This is a genomic window from Sorangium sp. So ce887, assembly GCF_051521455.1.
In the GTDB taxonomy this organism is placed as follows: Bacteria; Myxococcota_A; Polyangia; order Polyangiales; family Polyangiaceae; genus Sorangium.
This window is the reverse complement of sequence record NZ_CP150354.1, coordinates 8192229-8208855: the sequence shown is the minus strand read 5'-3', so window position 1 is coordinate 8208855 and position 16627 is coordinate 8192229. Positions and strand designations below refer to the sequence as shown.

Genomic DNA, 16627 nt, shown 5'->3' with positions numbered 1-16627 from the left:
GAAAGGGCCTCTCGGCCGTATCTGAGGGCTCCGAGGTGTCCGCTGTCAAGCCTGCGGGGTCGCCGCCCCGCGGCGGCGGCCTCAGGGCGACGGCGCTCGAGAGGAGGTGCGGGTCAGCACGAGGGCTTCGCCCTTGCCGTCGGCGAGCCTGAGCTCGATCGACGCGGGGACGGGCGAGGCGCCGGCGCAGCGGCTGTCGGACACGATATGGCGCGCACGGGCGAGCGAGCTCTCCCCGGTCGAGGTGTCGACGAGCCGCAGATCGACGCCGGCGCCCCCGGCGTCGAGCGCCGCGATCACCTCGGCGCACGTGTTGGCCGGGATCTGGAGCGGGAGGATCTTGAGGCGCGAGGCGTCGAGCGCCACCGTCTGGGCGCCGGAGGCCGCCGCGGCGTCGACGAGGCCGGCGGCGCTCATGCGCCCGAGCAGCCTCGCGGCGGCGAGCGGGTGCGCGACGAGCGCGGGCGGGGCCTTGGGCTCCTTGCGGACCTCCACGGCGAACGGGCCGGGCTGCGCCATCGACTCGACGTCGATCCGGGCGGGGCCGCCGCTCCCGCAGGCGAAGAGCGTCGCCCGGGCGCCGCCCCGGGCGCGGCCGAGGAGGGCGTGGGCGTCGCTCCAGAGCTCCGCGAGCACGTCGGCGAGCGGCCTGCCGGCCAGCACGTCGATCCGCGCGCAGCCGGCCGGCAGCTCGATCGGGAGCGTCGTGCGGCTGCCGAGCCGCGCGGCCCCGGTCGACACGCGCGGCGCGCCGTAGCCCCGGCCCGCGAGCGCGCGGCCGTGGGCCGCCCGCGCCTCGGCGAGGTCGCGGCTCTCGGTCACGCGCTCGATCGGCGTGGCCCCGGAGATCTCCGCCTCGGCGCCCGGCTGCGAGCGGCCGACGACCACGGCCACGAGGCCCTGGGTGCCGCGCGAGCGGACGGCGATCGAGAGCTCGATCGAGATCGTCGAGCAGAGGAGCAGCAGGCGATCCTGGCCCCGCTCGCGGGCGCGCGCGACGATCCTGCCGGTCTCGTCCTCCGCGACCACCTCGAGCGAGGCGACCTCGTCGCTCGGCGAGACGAGCACGTCGATGCAGCGGCCGCCCTCGAGGGTGGCCCCGATGCGGCTCGCGGTCCTCGAGCCGACGGGCAGCGCGACGCGCCGGACGTCCTCCCAGCGCGCGCCGATCGCGCCGCGGTGCGCCCGGACCTTCGCCTCGAGGCCGGGCCACGACTCGAGCCGCCCGCTCTCGTCGCCGGCCCGGCCGCGCGCGCCGACGGCGCGCGCGACGGCGTCGGCCGCCTTGAGCGGGACGCCCTGCACGCCGACGCTGACCGCCCCGGCGCCCGACATGACGCGCGCCATGACATAGAGCCGCCGCGGGTGCGGCGGGCAGACGAGGATGGAGGCGCGCGCGTCGGCGGCCTCGTCCGTGGAGAAGGCGCTGCCGTCGTCCTCGAAGGCGAACAGGTCGACGTCGCCGATCGTGGGCGAGACGCGCGCCATCGCGAGCATGCACTCCCCGGCGGGCACCTCGACGAAGGCGCCGACCCGATCGCCGTCGGACGCCATGTCGGCGCCGATCACCCGGAGCGGGCCCGCGCCGGCCTCGGCGGCGCGCTGCGCGTCCCTGCCGAGCAGGGTGCTGCCGTCGATGCGATCCGGGAGCGCGCGCAGCGCCTCGGGCGCCGGCGCGCCCGGCGAGGCGGTCGCCCCGGCGCGGCAGGCGGGCGCGGCCGCCAGCAGGGCCGCGAGCGCCCAGGCCGCGCGGGCGGGCGAGGGACGGGCCGCGCACGCGGGCCCGGAGGGACGGAGCGCGGGCGGCGGCGGGGGCGCGGGCGAAGGAAGGGACGCGGGATGTCTGGGACGCAAGGTCGTGGGCTCGTCGGGGGCGCTCGTGGCGAGCGACGAGGTTCTACTTCAGGGCGGGTACGGCATCCAGGGCGCGGCCGTCAGGGGTCAGCCGCGCCGTCTGCCGCGGCACGCCGCCGCCGTCTCGACGAGCGGGCGCCCTCGCCGCCTCGGCGGGCGGGTCACGCCTCCGCCGCCTCGGCGCAGAGCCGCCCGAGCGTCCGGACCGCGTGCTCGGTGAGGTCGGTGAACGGGTAGCCGCAGTTCACCCGGATGTAGTTCGAGAACCGGTGCTTGGCCGAGAAGATCGGCCCCGGCGCGATGCTGATGCCGTGCTCGAGCGCGCGCTCGTGCACGTCCAGCGCGCTCGCGCCGGGCGGGAGCTCGACCCAGAGCACGAAGCCGCCCGCCGGGCGCGAGACGCGGGTGCCGGGGGGAAAGTGCTCGGCGATCGCCTCGCTCATGCGTGCGACCTGGGCGGCGAGCCGGCGCCGGAGCGTCCGCAGGTGGTGGTCGTACCCGCCGATCTCGAGGAACTCGGCGACCGCCATCTGCGGCAAGGTCGCGCACGCCACGCTCTGCCCGAACTTGAGCTGCTCGACCTCGTCGAGGAAGCGGCCGGGGGCCGTCCAGCCGACCCGGTAGCCCGGCGCCATCGTCTTCGAGAACGACGAGCAGAGCATCACGAGGCCCTTGCGATCGAACGCCTTCGCCGGGCGGGGGCGGACGTCGCCGAAGTGCAGGTCGCCGTAGATGTCGTCCTCGATGAGCGGCACCTCGCGGCGCGCGAGCATCGCGACGAGCCGCTCCTTCGCCTCGTCGGGCATGGCGCTGCCGAGGGGGTTGTTGAAGTTCGGGATCGCGAGGCACGCCTTGATGCGGTGGCGGCCCAGCATCTCCTCGAGGACGTCGAGGTCCATGCCGGTGCGGGGGTGCGACGGGACCTCGATCGCCTTGATGCCGAGGCTCTCGATGAGCTGGAGGAGCCCGTAGTATGCCGGCGACTCCAGCGCGACCGTGTCGCCGCGGCGCGCGACCGCGCGCAGGCAGAGGTGGAGCCCCTCCATGGCGCCGACCGTGGTCACGATGTCGTCGGCGGAGAGCGCGACGCCCCACTCGACCGAGCGCCGGGCGATCTGCCGCCGCAGCGCCGGCAGGCCGGGTGGCGGGTCGTACGAGACGCCCGCGCCGCCCGCGCTCCGCGCGATCGCGCTGAGGATCCGGTTCAGCTTGTCGGTGGGCAGGAGCTCGGGGCTCGGGCAGGCCGCGCCGAACGGGACGATGTGCGGATCCCGGGAGGCCCGGTAGACCTTCGAGACGAGGCTCTTCACGCTGACGCGCGAGGCGGTGGTGCAGGCGCGCGCGGCGCGCGGCTCGGGGAGCGCCGAGAGGCGCCGGGCGCGGACGTAGTGCCCCGACTGCGGGCGCGCCTCGATGATCCCGCGGTTCTCGAGCTGCAGGTACGCCTGCAGCACCGTCGCGACGCTCACCCCCTGCTGCCGGCTGAGCCGCCGCACCGACGGGATCCGGTCGCCCGACCGCAGCGTGCCGCGCGCGATCAGATCGGCGATGTGCGCGGCGACGCGATCGTAGAGATGGGCCTCGGCCTCCGCTTCGATGGGCACCAGCACGAGGGACGAGTGTACAACCGGGCGGGCGCTGCGGTACCGGTACAGCCGGCGGGCGTGAGGACCAGCACAGTCGCCGGTTCCGCGAACTGTGCCGGCCTCAATGTCGGGCGGACTGCCTCTGTGCCGGTCGCTCGCTTGAGCCCAAGCTGGGCGGCATGAAATTGACCTCACTTGTTCCGGAGGCGCGCTCGCGCCTCCGAGAGTCGTCGCGGATCGAGCTGGGGAAGGGGGGCCTGTGGACGCACCGCCTCCGGGGCGGGCCGCTCCTCCTGAGCTGCACCGCCGGCTCGGTCTGGCTCACCCGAGAGGGGGAGCCGGACGACGTGGTGCTGGAGGCGGGGGCCAGCTATGGAGGCGAGGGGCGCGGGCTCCTCGTGGTGGAGGCGCTCGAGCCGGCGCAGATCGCGGTGGCCGCGGGCGAGGCGCAGAGGACGGTGCGCGCGGCGCTCGAGCGGGGGCGCGCGGCGCTCGAGGGGGCGCGGGGGAGCTGGCTCGTGCTCCTCTCGCTCGCCGCGCTGTACCTGATCTGGGGCTCGACGTACCTGGCGGTCTCGATCGCGCTCGAGACGCTGCCGCCGTTCCTGCTGGCCGGGGTGCGCTTCGTGACGGCGGGCGCGCTGCTCTACGGGGGGCTCCGGCTGCGCGGCGTCCCTCGCCCGACCCTGCGGCAGTGGGGCGCGGCGGCGCGGGTGGGGGTGCTGCTGCTCGTCTTCGGCAACGGGCTCGTCGTCGTCGCGCAGCAGTGGGTGAGCTCCGGCGTCGCCGCGGTCGTGGTGTCCACGATGCCGCTCTGGCTGGCGCTGTTCACGACCGTGCGCGGCGCGCGCGGCGCGTCCGCCGGGGCCCCGGATGTCTCCCGGGGCGAGTGGCTCGGGCTCCTCGTCGGGTTCGCCGGCGCGGCGCTGCTCCACCTCGGCGGCGGCCTCCACGCGGCGCACGCCGGGGCGTTGCTCATCGTGCTGGCCCCCGTGGCGTGGGCGCTCGGCTCGCTGTACAGCCGCTCGCTGCCGCTGCCGGAGGGGCCGATGGCGGTCGCGGCGGAGATGCTGGCGGCGGGCCCGGTGATGCTCGGGATCAGCGCGCTCACCGGCGAGCACCTCGCGGCGCCCCCGTCCGCGCGATCGCTCCTCGCGCTCGGCTACATGACGGTGTTCGGGTCGATCGTGGCCCTCAGCGCGTACACGTTCCTGCTCCGTAACACGCGCCCGGCGATCGCGACGAGCTATGCCTACGTGAACCCGATCGTCGCCATCGCGCTCGGCATCCTGCTCGGCGGCGAGCGCGCCTCCACGACGACGTGGGCGGCGGCCGCCATCGTCGGCGCCGGCGTCGTCATCGTCTCCTGTGCGGGTGACCGCCGCTCTGGATCCGCGTGGGGCAACGTGGGGCGCCTCGGCCGCGGTGGTGGGCGCCGGACGGGCGCCGCTCTGCACCAACGCCGTCGACCGTAGGCAATGCGGGGGGCGACGTGTAGTGTGCGCCGCGAGGAGGCGAGGTAGATGAGGAGAGGTTACCGGCTGCTCGGATGGGCGCTGCTCCTTTCAGGTGCGCCCTCGGCCTGCGGCGGCGACATCGGCGAGACGACCGGCGCGACGTCGGGCGGCGGGGCGGACGCGACGTCGAGCAGCGCGAGCTCGGGCGGCGGTGAAGGCGGCCGCGGCGAAGGCGGCGGCGAGGCGGCGGGCAGCGGGGGTGGCGGCGTGGGCGTGGGTGTGGGCGGGGGCCCGACGGGCGAGTGCGCGGCGGTCGCGCCAGGGCCCTTCGAGCCGACGCTGGTCACAGACGTGTTCAGCGGCAGCGAGGACTTCGCGTTCGATGGCCAGGGTTACCTCGTCGCGAAGCAGGGGCCGAACCTCGTTCGCTTCGACGCCACGACGCACACCTCGAATTTCGCGTCTCTGCCGGGCGACGTGCTCGGGCTGCGCTATCGGTCCGACGGGACCCTCGTGGCGGCGCGGCCCGACCAGGGCGACGTCGTCCAGATCTCGGCGACCGGCATCGTCTCCGAGTACGTCGAGGATCTCCAGGACCCGAACGGTCTCTCTCCGGACGCGGACGGCAACGTCTGGGCGACGGACCTCGCCGGCGGCCGGGTGCTCCGCCTCAACCCGGACGCCACGGTCGACGAGATCGCGAGCGGCGCTCCCGAGGTGAGCCAGCCGAACGGAATCGTCTTCGACCCGGCGCGAAGGGCGGTTTTCTACACGAACTCCTCAGCGGGCGAGATCCGCAGGATCGACCTCGCCGCCCCCGACGCGCGGCCCGCGCTCGTGGCGACGGTCGCGTCGGCCACGCTCGATGGGCTCGTCCTCGACACGTGCGGTCACCTCTACACGCTCGATAACAAGGACAGAGAGCTCTATCGCGTGCGGCTCGATCGGGGCGGTGCGGCCCTGGGAGGGCCGGAGCTCCTGGCGAGCTTTCCGACCGGGGTCGCCAATGCGCAGTTCGGATCGGGCCCCGGCTTCGATGCAAGGACCCTTTATGTCGGGGGCGCAGCCGGCTCGATCTACGCTGTTGCGGTCGGCATCGTCGGCGCGCCGGTCCCCGCGCCGCCAGAAGCGCCGTGATGAACGCTCCTCGGCGGCGCGGAGGATCGGTGGCAATTCAGCGGGCGCCCTCGGCCGCGGCCACGTCGCCCTTCTTGAGCTTCCCTTGAAGCTCGCCGAGCTTTCCCGCCGTCCGGTCGAGGGTGCGCGCAGCGTGCTCGAGCGCGATCCGCCCATACCCGATCGCCACCCCTGCCCAGGAGGTGCCCAGCTCGCGCAGCGTCTCGACGAAAGGCGGCTTGGTCGCCGGCGCCGCGGCGCCCGCGTCCACCTGAGTTGCGGGGGCGGCGCTCCCGTTCACGCTGTTTCCGGCCTTCGGCTCCGTGATGCTCTGGGTCTCACTCATGATCTGCCTCCCACTTCGGTTTGTCCCCCCGCGACGGCCGCGGGCGTACAGAAAGGATCCATCGAGCGCAGACCCCCCGGTCCCGCGCGTCGCCGCAAGACGCGATGTGCACTGGAGCGAGGGGCCTCGCCGCGCGGCCATGCCAGCCAACAGCGCCACTCGGTGGGCCCGTCGGAGGCACAAGCGCGACGTCACGACACTGCGACGCGACGCGTTAACTGTCAAGGGTTCATGTCGATTTTGTTGCAGTCGTTTTTCACTAGGTTGTTTGATGAGGACGCTGCGGCGGCCATCGCGTTCGCTCGGCAGGTCAAGGAAGGGAGTTTCCCTATGTCGCTAGCGCGCTGGAACAAGGCGGCGCCTTCAAGGCTCTTCTGGCTCCTCGTGGTGCTGTTGCTGCTCGCCGTTCCCTCGCCTTCGCTGGCGCAGGGGCCGGGCGATCCGACGGCGGCGCCTGCCGCGGGCGCGGCGCCCGCGCCCGCGGCGAAGGCGGCCGCGGCGCAGGCGCAGGCACAGGCGCTTGGGCCTCCGCCGGACTCGTGGGCAGGCCAGCTGGAGATGCTCTCCCGCTGGGTCGACCAGCGCCGCGGCGCGGGGCGGTGCGCGGAGCGTTGTTACGCGCTCGACCGGCTGCGCATCACCGGCGCGGTGGGCGAGGGGCCGCTCCAGTTCGAGCTCTCGGGCGGCGTGCTCGCGGACGGCCCGGTGGCGATCCCGCTCTTCGGGCCGCCGGCGCACCTCCGCATCGAGGCCGTGCTCGACGATGGAAGGCCCGCGTCGCGCCGCGAGGCCGCGCCGATCAGCTTCGCGGAGGGCCATTACTACCTCTGGACGGCCGCGCGCCGCTTCGTGCTCCGAGGCTCGCTGTGGCTCGAGGGCGACCTCACGCTGCTCGTGGCCGGTCCGCTCAACACGTTCGAGGCCGACGTCACCGGCGGCTCGGTCGCGGAGGGCGCCCAGCTCTCGGGGCTCTCGGGGGCGACGCTCCACTTCAGCCGCGACGGGGGCGCGGCGGCGCAGAGCGCGGGCCCCACGGTCTTCCAGCTCGCGCGCGCGGTGCGCGTCGGGCGGGAGATCGGCTTCGAGTACCGGCTCGTCCTGCGGTCGGGCAGCGACCTCGGCGTGGTGCGCCTGCCGCTCGCGTTCGGGGAGAAGGTGCTCGACGTCACCGGCGCGAGCGGCTTCCGGGTCGAGGGCGGGGAGCTCGTGCTGCCCACGTCGGGCCGCACCGCGGAGATGACGATCTCGGGCACGCTCCCGAAGGTCGGGGGCTTCTCGCCCGATCCGCGCTCCGCCTACGAGTGGTGGCTGTTCGAGTCGGACGTGGAGCACCGCCTCACGGTGAAGGGCGACATTCGCCAGGTCGACGCCGCCGAGTCGCCGATCCCGCGGACCCAGGCGACGTCGCGGCTGCTGCTCCTGAAGCGCGGGCAGCGCGTCGAGGTCGAGGTCGAGCCGCTCGCGGGCGTCGACGTGCTCGCCGCGGTGGTGCGCGAGCACCGCCGCACCCTGATCCTGACCGAGCGCGGGGACCTCGTGGCCGACGACGAGCTGACCTACGAGAACAACGGCATCGATTACCTGACCTACGCGCCCGGCGGGCGGCCGATCTTCCTCGCCACCGACGGCAAGGCCCAGCGGATCATGCACCAGGGCGCGGCCGCGGAGGAGGTCCTCGTGCCCCTGCAGACGGGGAGCCACAGGATCCAGGTGCAGTCGCTGGCGCAGGCGGTGGTGCGTCCGCTCGGCGGATCCATGGAGCTGCCGATGCCGAGCTACCCGCTCACCGCGAGCGAGGTGGCGCTCACGGTCGGGCTGCCCGAGCTCGTGGTGCCGCTCGCGCTGCTCGGCGGCGACCGGCCGGTGTGGTTCGCGGACTTGGGCGACGCCGTCGCCGTGGCGTTCGGCTTCGTGGCGGCGTGGATCGCCGTCCGCCCCGGCGGGGCGCCGAGCCGCGGGCGCCTGCGCGCGCTGCGCGTGCTGGGCGGGCTGATCATGGCGGGCCTGTGGTTCGTGGCGCCTGCCACGTTCGTGGCGCTCCTTGTCGGGATCGCGACGGCCGGGGCGGCGTGGCTCGTGGGGCGGCTCTTCAAGGGCACGAGCCGCGCTGTCGCGATGGTGGTGCTGCTCGGCATGGGCGGCATCGCGCTGCTTGTCGGGCTCTTCGCCGTCTCGGCGGGGCGCTACCGGGGCGAGCGATGGAACTCCTCGTACGAGACGTCCATGGCGCCGTCTTCGTCCGCGCGCATCGCCAGCACGGACGACCAGGCCAAGGCCAAGGGCGGAGGCTCCCTCGCGCCCGGCGGCACCGTGCTGGAGGGGGTGACGCCGGTGGCGCTGACGCTCCCGGAGTACGACCGGGCCGTCCAGGCGAGCCGCGAGCTCGTCACGCGCGATCGCGTCTTCCACCCCGTGCTCATCTACACGACGTCCTCGGCGCTCGTGCCGCTCGCGCTGCTGTGGCTGGCCGGGGCGACGATCCTCCTCGCCGCGCACCGCGCGCCGCTCACCGAGCTTTACCGGCGCGCGGCCGTGCGCCTGTCGCGCCGGCCCGAGGACGACGGCCCGGACATCGACCGGCCCGGCGGGGGCGGCGGCAAGCCGCAGGGCGGCGCGAGGCACGCGCCGCCGGTGGGCTGACGCGGAGCCCGGGCGAAAGCGGGCGAGCTGTGCGCTCCGCGCCGCCGCGGAACGGTGATACGACCGCGGCATGGCGCGGTCGCCCCGTCTCGCCCTGGCCCTTGCGCTCCTCGCGCTTGTCGCGCTGCGCATCGCGCAGCTGAGCCCTCCCAGCGTCGTCCCGGCCAGCGCCCCGCCCGACGTGTTCTCGGCCGAGCGGGCCAGGGCGCACCTCCTGGAGATCGCCGCGGAGCCGCGCCCCACGGGCTCGGCGGGGCACCGGCGGGCGCGCGACTACCTGCTCGCGCAGCTCTCGCAGCTCGGCGTGCAGGCCGAGGTCCAGAGCACCTCGGTCCTCAGCCGGCAGTGGGGCCTGCCGTACGACGCCGCGCACGTCGAGAACCTCGTGGCGCGGCTGCCGGGCGCGGACAGCACCCGGGCGGTCGCGCTCGTGGCGCACTACGACTCGGTGCCCGGCAGTCCGGGGGCGGCCGACGACGGCAGCGGGGTGGTGGCGCTGCTGGAGACGCTGCGCGCGCTGAAGAGCGGCCCACCGCTGCGCAACGACGTGCTGCTCCTGTTCACGGACGCGGAGGAGGGAGGCGTGCTCGGCGGCAAGGCGTTCATGGACGAGCACCCGCTGAGCCGCGAGGTGGGGATCGCGCTCAACTTCGACGCCCGCGGCGCCGGCGGCGTGGTCGCGATGTTCGAGACCGGGCCCGGGGACGCGTTTCCCGTCCGCGAGCTCGCCCGCGCCGCGCCGTTCCCGATCGCGTCGTCGCTCTTCCCCGAGGTCGCGCGGCGCCTGGGCCACAGCACCGATTTCAGCGTCTTCAAGCGGGCTGGCATCCCCGGGCTGAACTTCGCCTTCAGCGACGACGCCGCGCACTACCACACGCCGTCCGACACCCTGAGCAACCTCGACCTCCGGAGCGTGCAGCACGCCGGGGACTACGCGCTCTCGCTCGCGCGCCGCTTCGGCGGGCTCGACCTGCGGCACCGGGACCGCGAGGACGCGGTGTACTTCAACACCTGGGGCGCCCACGTCGTCTCCCACCCGATCGGCTGGGCGATCCCGATCGCCGCGCTGGTCGCCGGCCTGTTCGCCGGCGCGGTCTTAGTCGCGCGGCGCCGGCGGGTCGCCTCGCTCGGTCGCATCTCCGCGGGATTATTCGCCTTTCTGGCGCTGCTCGCCGGCGCCGCCGCGGCGGTGGGCGGGCTCGGGTGGATCCTCCGGCGCGTCCACCCGGTGCTGCGGGCGATGCCGTTCGAGCCGTACAACGCGCCCGCGTTCCGGCTCGCGCTCGCCCTCGCCGCGCTCGCGGTCTCCGCGGCGGGCTACCGGCTCTTCCGGCGGCGCCTCGGCGCCTGCGAGCTCGCCCTCGGCGCGCTGCTCCTGTGGCTGCTGCTCCTCGTCGGGGCGAGCCTCTTCATGCCGGGCGCGAGCTTCTACTTCGCCTGGCCGCTCGCGTTCGCCCTGCTCGGCCTCGCCGTGACGATCCGGCGCGGCGACGCCCCTCCCACGCTCGCGGACGCGGCGCTCCTCGTCGCCGCCGCGGTGCCGGTGGTCGCGCTGGCCGTGCCCGGCCCGTACGTGCTCTTCGTCGCGGTGGGGCTGCCGATGGCGGCGGCGCCGGCCCTCGCCGTCGCGCTCGTGTTCGGGCTCTTCCTGCCGCACGCCGAGGTGCTCGGCGGCGGCCTCTCGCGGCGGCTCGCGCTCGCCTTCGCCCTCCCGGGCCTCGCCGCGCTCGCCGTCGCCTGCGCGCCCCTCGGCTTCACCGAGGCAGAGCCCCGGCCGGCGAGCCTCGCTTACGCGCTCGACACCGCCGCCGAGCAGGCCCACTGGCTCTCGGCCGACCGGGACCTCGACCCGTGGACCGCCGGGTACTTCCCGGCGGAGCGCGAGCAGTCGCCCTCGTTCGCGGTGCCGTTCGTGAGCGTGACCCGCCAGAGCGAGGCGCCGTCCCTCGCCCTCCCGCCGCCCTCGCTCACGGTGCTCGGCGACGCGGTGCGCGGCGGTGTCCGGTCGCTCCGGGTCCGCGTCGCGTCGCCCCGGGGAGCCCCCTGGCTGCTCGCCGAGGTGGCGTCCCCGACCGAGGTGATCCGCGCGGAGGTGGACGGGCGGCGCGTGGAGGAGTCGGCCCGCGGCGCGGCGGCGGGGCGCGACGTCCGCTGGGGATTCACCTACATGGGCTTGCCGCCCGGAGGCATCGAGTGGTCGCTGGAGGTCGAGGACTCCGGGCCGCTCGAGATCCGGCTGATGGACCAGACCTACGAGCTCCCGCGCGAGCTCGCGCGCGGGCCGCGGCCGAGGGAGATCATGGGGGTGCCCTACCGGTTCGCGGATTCGACGTTCGTCAGCGGGTCGTTCCGGTTCTAGCGCCGCGTCGCCACGCCGTCCCTGGGTTCATGAGAATTTGAACCACAGAGAGGCACAGCGGACACAGAGGAGAGAACAGAGAAACTCTGTGTCCTCCGTGCCTCCGTGCCTCGTGGCTCAAATTCTTCCGCGCGCCGCGCGAGCGCTGCTCAGTCGACGAAGATGGGCTCGCAGTTCGTGAACGCGAGCGTCGACTGGATCACGAAATTCGACTCGTTCGTGTGCCGCTCGGCGTGGAAGAAGTCGAGCGGAACCTCCTGGCCGGGCACGATCCCGAGCTCGGAGGCCATGGCATCGAGGTCGAGCTCGTCGGACTGCGGGCTGTGGAGGCCGCCGAGATCGATCGCGAGCCGGTTGTTGATGAACACCCAGAGGTCGTCGTCGCCCCTGAACGAGAACACCTCGCCGCCGCTGTAAACGAACTTCATGTGGAGCTCGAACGTGAAGTGGAAGTTGTGCTCCCTCCGCTCGTTCCCGAAGCCCTCCCCGTCGATGGGGAAGAACGCCCGGTTGTCGTAGGTGGCAATGCCGTCCGCGTCGACCGTGGGCGTGATGGTGAACTGGATCGGCATGTTCACCCCTTGTACGTCGCGATACCACTGATCGAACTCGGCCGGCCCGGTTGTGTGCTCGGTGCCCCCCTGGTGCGCATAGACGGGCTTCTGATCCGGCCCCAGCTCGCGCTCGACGATGCCTTTCAGGCCGCTGCCCGTGAACGTCTCGAAGTCGGGGTGCCCGTCGCCGTCGTCATAGGCGCGGAAGTCGCGCACGATGCCCGTGAGGTTCGCGTCGCAACCGCTGCCGCTGCCGCTGCCGCTGCCGCTGCCCGCGCCCGGCCCCGTCACGCCGCTCCCGATGTCGTCGCCGCCCGAGCTCGCGCCCGCGCCAGCCCCGGCGCCGGAGCTGTCCCCGGAGCCGGTCGACTCGCCGTCGCCGCCCCCACAGGCGACCCCGGCCAGGACCAGCATCATTGCGAGCGGAGCACACCAATTCGATTGCAGCGGCTGAAGCATGCGAAGACTCCTTCTGAGCGTGAGTTGCGCGGACACGCGCCAGGGCAGCCAAACCAAACGCCGGCCCAGGGCGCAAGGGAGAAAACGATCTTATCCCGCCATCATAGCGGGTCGAAGCACAAAATTGTGACGACGCGACAGCGGCCGGTCCACAGGAGACGCGCTGGTAGGTAGGTAGGTTTTTTATCGAGAGCTGCCGCCACAGTAGGTGTTGAGCCGCCGCGACAGCGCGGACGGGAGCCGCTCGCAGAAATCGGATGGGCGGGGCAGGGGCTCGCGCCGCGCGGTCTGCCAGAACAGCACCGGGCCGAGCCGCCGACCCCGCGCGTCCGCCATGAGCGCGGCCATGGCCTTGCCGGTGTAGACCGGCTCCAGCGAGATGCCCTCGGCCGCGAGCGCCTCGCAGGCGGCGAGCGACGCGGGGGTCGGGGAGCCGTACCCGCGGCCGAGGTAGCCGTGGACGAGGTCGATGGGCGCCGCGGGGGGCAGGGGCGCGACGCCCTTGCGCGCGAGCAGGGCGCGCAGCTCGGCCGTGAGGGCGCGGAGGCGGAAGCGCGACGCGAGGAGGCGCTCGACCACGGCGACGGCGACGACCCGCGATCGCAGGCCGCCGAGCGCGAGCCCGGCGGCGAGCCCGGCGGCGGTGCCGCCGGAGCCGAGCGGGACGTAGACGCGCTCGGGCTCGGGGAGCTCGCCCGCGCGGACCTGCGCGCACAGCTCGAGCGCCGCGCGCACCACGCCCACCATGCCGAGCGCCGACGTGGCGCCGAGCGGCACGATGGCCGCGCCGTCGCCATCCCGCGCGCGCAGCGGCAGGAAGAGCGAAGGGCGCGCGAGCGCGAGCTCGAGGCGCGAGGGATAGAACCGGATCGAGGTCGGCCCCGAGGCGATGAACGCGAGGTTGTCGATCACGCTCCTGGACGGGTCGGTCCAGAACAGGTGCGCGTGCACCCGCCGGCCGAGCCGCTCCGCCGCGGCGGCGAGCGCCGCCACGTTGCCCGAGCCGATGCCGCCCGCCGCGGACCACGCCGCCGCGGTCGAGAGCGGGGGCGCGGCGAGCACGTAGTCGAGCTTCCGCATCTTCATCCCGCCGTGGAGGGGCTCGCAGAGGTCGTCGCGCTTGATCCCGAGAAAGTCGAGGCCGAGCGCGGAGGCGAGCCGCGGCAGCGCCGCGACCGGCGAGGGCGCGCCGATCCACCCGAGCCGGGGAATGCGATCGATCATCCGAAGGGCGGCTGCGTCGCGCAACGGGGGCACCTCGCGAAGGCGGCTGCGATCAGGCGGCCGGGCGGCGTCAGCCAGGCGTGCCGGCGCGCTGGCCCGCGAGCACGGCGTCCGGCTCCAGCACGAGGAGGCGCACGCGGCCCGTGGCGCAGAGCCGGCCTTCCTCGTCGTGGACCGAGCCCTCCCAGACCTGGGTGCGCCGCCCGCGGTCGAGCGGCCGCGCCGTGGCGCGGAGCCGCCCCGACCGGACCGCGCGCAGGAAGCTCGTATGGTTCTCGAGCCCGACGACCGAGCGGCCGTCCGGCAGGGCGTGGAGCGCGGCGCCGACCGACGCCAGCGTCTCGATGAGCCCCGCGTGGACGCCGCCGTGCACGATGCCGTAGGCCTGCAGGTGCTGCGGTCCGATGTCGAGCTCGGCCTCCACCCCGTCGCCCGTGGCGCGGATCAGCCGGAGACCCATGGCGCTGATCCAGCCGTCGATGCTCGCGGCGTTGAGCGCCGCGGCGAAGTCCTCGGATTCCCCTTCGGCCATGGAGGCAGCGTAGAGCACCGTTCAGGTGGATTGGTGACAATTCCGGGCGCTTCGATGGAAGGCTCGACGGTCTCGCCAGGCCATGATCTCGTCCGCGTCCGGAGCTCCCTGCATCAAGGCCGGGCTCGACCTCGACTGGAGCGACCCGAAAGAGAAGGCGGCGGCGATTCAGATCCTGGCGCGGCGGGTCACATCGCCGCAGCAGTGTTGTGTGCTTCGATTCACAGGCTTATCCACTTCTTCAAGTTCGCGACGTAACGCGGCGTGACACGCCGTGACGCGCCGTAAGCCGTGAGCCGTGAGCCGTAAGAAAGCATGGCATTGGGCGTAGAATTATCGTACAGGTGAAGAGTGCATGGGCGACGAGCGCTGGTTCGTTCCAGAGTGCACCGATATTCTCTGCATCGACGCCGCGCACTGCCTGTGCGCCGCGACCTAGCGCAGCCAGAGCCGCTTCTGCCATCGATCGTAGCGCGACGTGGTCCGCGTGTTACCGATCGTAGCGCGACGTGGTCCGCGTGTTACCGATCGTAGCGCGACGTCGCCGAGCGAGGCTACCCGCGCGCTTTGCCAGGGGTGAAATGTGTATTCTCTCGACCCCTCGTGTGGTACCCGAATCGGGGAGATCAGCAGACGGCGTGTGCGCTGCGCAGCGGCCATTTCGACGCGTGGCGGCGCGCCAGCTCCAGCCTGCACAAGATCGCCCGGATGCGGCCTGTCGCGCACGATGGCAACGCGTTCAACGCAAGCATCGTGACAACGGCGATTGCGACCACGAGGAAGCTGATGGAAACGCCTTCCACCGGGAATGTACATGCGGTCGCGCTGCGCGGTGTTTCCGACGGAAAAACACGCAGCACGACCTGTCCGACCATGACCATGCCGAGCCCCTTAGACTCAGCGAGGCCCCCCATGTCCTTTCGACCGAAGTACTCCAAGCTCACCGCAGCCGCCCTCCTCCCCCTGCTCGTCGCGTGCGGCTCGAGCGATGACACGGGCGACACAAGCGCCGGCGGCTCCGACGGCACCGGCAATCCGACCGGCAGCACCGGGTCGGTCAGCAACACGTCGTCAACGGGCGGCGCCGGTGGCGGTGGAACCGGTGGCGGTGGAACCGGTGGCGCAGGCACGGGAACGGGGACTGGGGGCGGTGCCCCCGGCACAGGCGGCGGTCCGGTCGTCGGTGATGGCTACCCCGAGCACACCGGCGCCGACTGTGAGGTAACTGCCGGTGAACTGAAGAAGAATGACAATCTGCCCAATCCCTTCGTCATGAACGACGGAACCGCCATCACCACCAAGGCAGCATGGAAGTGCCGACGAGCGGAAATCAAGACGGAGATTGAGAAGTACGAAATCGGCCCCAAGCCTGAACCCCCGATGGTTGAGGCCAGCGTGTCCGGCAACATGCTGAACGTAGTCGTCACGACAGCTGCAGGCTCGATCACGCTCACCTCCACTATCGGAGGGTCGGGCAGTTGCGTCGCCATCGGGATGAACGGGAACGCGGGCCTGATCAGCGGCTGCACCCAGATTCCCTTCATGCACGATCAAGTGGTGGGTTACGACGGGGGCGGCGGCTCGCACAATCAAAACAACCCCTTCTACAAAGTGTACCCCGAACTGTGGGGCAAAATCGGAAAGTACAACGCCTGGTCATGGGGTATCAGCCGCCTCATCGACGGTATCGAGCAGGTGAAGGATGAGCTGAATGTCGACCCGACCAAAATCGGCCTGCAGGGCTGCTCCTATGCCGGGAAAATGGCCCTGTTCGGCGGTGCGTTCGATGAACGGGTGGCGCTCACCGTTGCCCAGGAATCGGGCGGGGGTGGCATCACCTCCTGGAGGACGTCTCAAAACTTCACGACCCGCACCGGGACGAACATCGAGAAGATCGACAACACCAACGGCTCCTGGTTCCTGGGCAGCATGAAGCAGCTCGACCCCTACAGCTTGCCCCACGACCACCATGAGCTCATCGCCATGATTGCCCCCCGCGCCATCATCGCCCTGGGCAACCAGGACTTTGAATGGTTGGGTGATGAATCCGGATGGAAATCGATCAATGCCGCCAAGGAAGTCTGGAAGGCCATGGGAGTGCCAGAGAACATCGGCTTCGACTTCACGAGCAACCACGGCCACTGCGCGGCCCCGGCAGCTCAACAGGCTAGCGTCAAGGCATTCGTGGACAAGTTCCTCAAAGGAATGGACGCACAGACCGAGATCGTCATCCAGCCGCAAGAGGGCAACTTCGATTTGGACTTCACCGATGTGATCGACTGGGAGACCCCCACCTTGTAGTAAGGCGAGTGAAAGACGGGCCCCGGTCACCGAAGAAAAGGTGCCGGGCCCGCTCGACGGCCCGGTCACGCCAAGGCGTGGCCGGGCCGTTCTGATCGGTTTGCTTTCCCTTCTATCCGAAGGCCGCCGGGGGAAGCCGTGGCCTGGAGGAACAGCAGCGCCCCGGGGCGCACGCCGGCGCCCGAGCGGCGCTGGACGG

General features: G+C 72.7%; 12 protein-coding genes. 5 read left to right on the top strand and 7 right to left on the bottom strand.

The genetic code is table 11. The annotated features are described in order from the left end of the window. Positions 1 to 81: 81 nt before the first annotated feature. Together WMF36_RS30460 and WMF36_RS30455 are read right to left on the bottom strand one after the other, a co-directional pair. A complete protein-coding gene (locus tag WMF36_RS30460; RefSeq protein WP_437574277.1) occupies positions 82 to 1854 on the bottom strand; it encodes a hypothetical protein in 1773 nt (590 codons plus the stop codon). 161 nt (positions 1855 to 2015) lie between these two features. Continuing rightward, positions 2016 to 3464: a PLP-dependent aminotransferase family protein gene (locus WMF36_RS30455; RefSeq protein ID WP_437574276.1), complete on the bottom strand. Its 1449-nt coding sequence runs from the start codon at positions 3462 to 3464 to the stop codon at positions 2016 to 2018. Positions 3465 to 3619: 155 nt separating this feature from the next. Here WMF36_RS30455 and yedA point away from each other — a divergent pair, with 155 nt between their 5' ends. Together yedA and WMF36_RS30445 are read left to right on the top strand one after the other, a co-directional pair. Further along, on the top strand, positions 3620 to 4915 hold the full coding sequence (gene yedA, locus WMF36_RS30450; RefSeq protein WP_437574275.1) for a drug/metabolite exporter YedA: 1296 nt from the start codon (positions 3620 to 3622) through the stop codon (positions 4913 to 4915). 48 nt (positions 4916 to 4963) lie between these two features. After that, positions 4964 to 6034, top strand: coding sequence for an SMP-30/gluconolactonase/LRE family protein (locus WMF36_RS30445; protein WP_437574274.1), 1071 nt, complete (start codon positions 4964 to 4966; stop codon positions 6032 to 6034). Positions 6035 to 6071: 37 nt separating this feature from the next. On the opposite strand, the gene WMF36_RS30440 is transcribed toward WMF36_RS30445, so the two are convergent. Further along, a complete protein-coding gene (locus tag WMF36_RS30440) occupies positions 6072 to 6359 on the bottom strand; it encodes a hypothetical protein (RefSeq protein ID WP_437574273.1) in 288 nt (95 codons plus the stop codon). A gap of 330 nt (positions 6360 to 6689) precedes the next feature. On the opposite strand from WMF36_RS30440, the gene WMF36_RS30435 reads away from it, so the two are divergent. After that, entirely contained in the window at positions 6690 to 8999 is a 2310-nt protein-coding gene (locus WMF36_RS30435; protein WP_437574272.1) for a hypothetical protein, read from the top strand. 70 nt (positions 9000 to 9069) lie between these two features. Continuing rightward, positions 9070 to 11358, top strand: a complete 2289-nt coding sequence (locus tag WMF36_RS30430) for a M20/M25/M40 family metallo-hydrolase (RefSeq protein WP_437574271.1) — start codon at positions 9070 to 9072, stop codon at positions 11356 to 11358. A 149-nt stretch (positions 11359 to 11507) separates the two neighbouring features. On the opposite strand, the gene WMF36_RS30425 is transcribed toward WMF36_RS30430, so the two are convergent. The 4 genes from WMF36_RS30425 to WMF36_RS30410 form a co-directional block, all read right to left on the bottom strand. Further along, positions 11508 to 12329, bottom strand: a complete 822-nt coding sequence (locus tag WMF36_RS30425) for a fibro-slime domain-containing protein (protein ID WP_437574270.1) — start codon at positions 12327 to 12329, stop codon at positions 11508 to 11510. A gap of 225 nt (positions 12330 to 12554) precedes the next feature. Then, entirely contained in the window at positions 12555 to 13595 is a 1041-nt protein-coding gene (locus WMF36_RS30420; RefSeq protein ID WP_437574269.1) for a pyridoxal-phosphate dependent enzyme, read from the bottom strand. 70 nt (positions 13596 to 13665) lie between these two features. Beyond that, positions 13666 to 14127, bottom strand: a complete 462-nt coding sequence (locus WMF36_RS30415; protein WP_437574268.1) for a PaaI family thioesterase — start codon at positions 14125 to 14127, stop codon at positions 13666 to 13668. Between the two features lie 626 nt (positions 14128 to 14753). After that, positions 14754 to 15008, bottom strand: a complete 255-nt coding sequence (locus WMF36_RS30410) for a hypothetical protein (protein ID WP_437574267.1) — start codon at positions 15006 to 15008, stop codon at positions 14754 to 14756. Positions 15009 to 15039: 31 nt separating this feature from the next. Here WMF36_RS30410 and WMF36_RS30405 point away from each other — a divergent pair, with 31 nt between their 5' ends. Beyond that, positions 15040 to 16428 (top strand): alpha/beta hydrolase family protein, encoded by a 1389-nt coding sequence (locus tag WMF36_RS30405; protein WP_437574266.1) that lies wholly within the window; start codon positions 15040 to 15042, stop codon positions 16426 to 16428. Positions 16429 to 16627 lie beyond the last annotated feature (199 nt).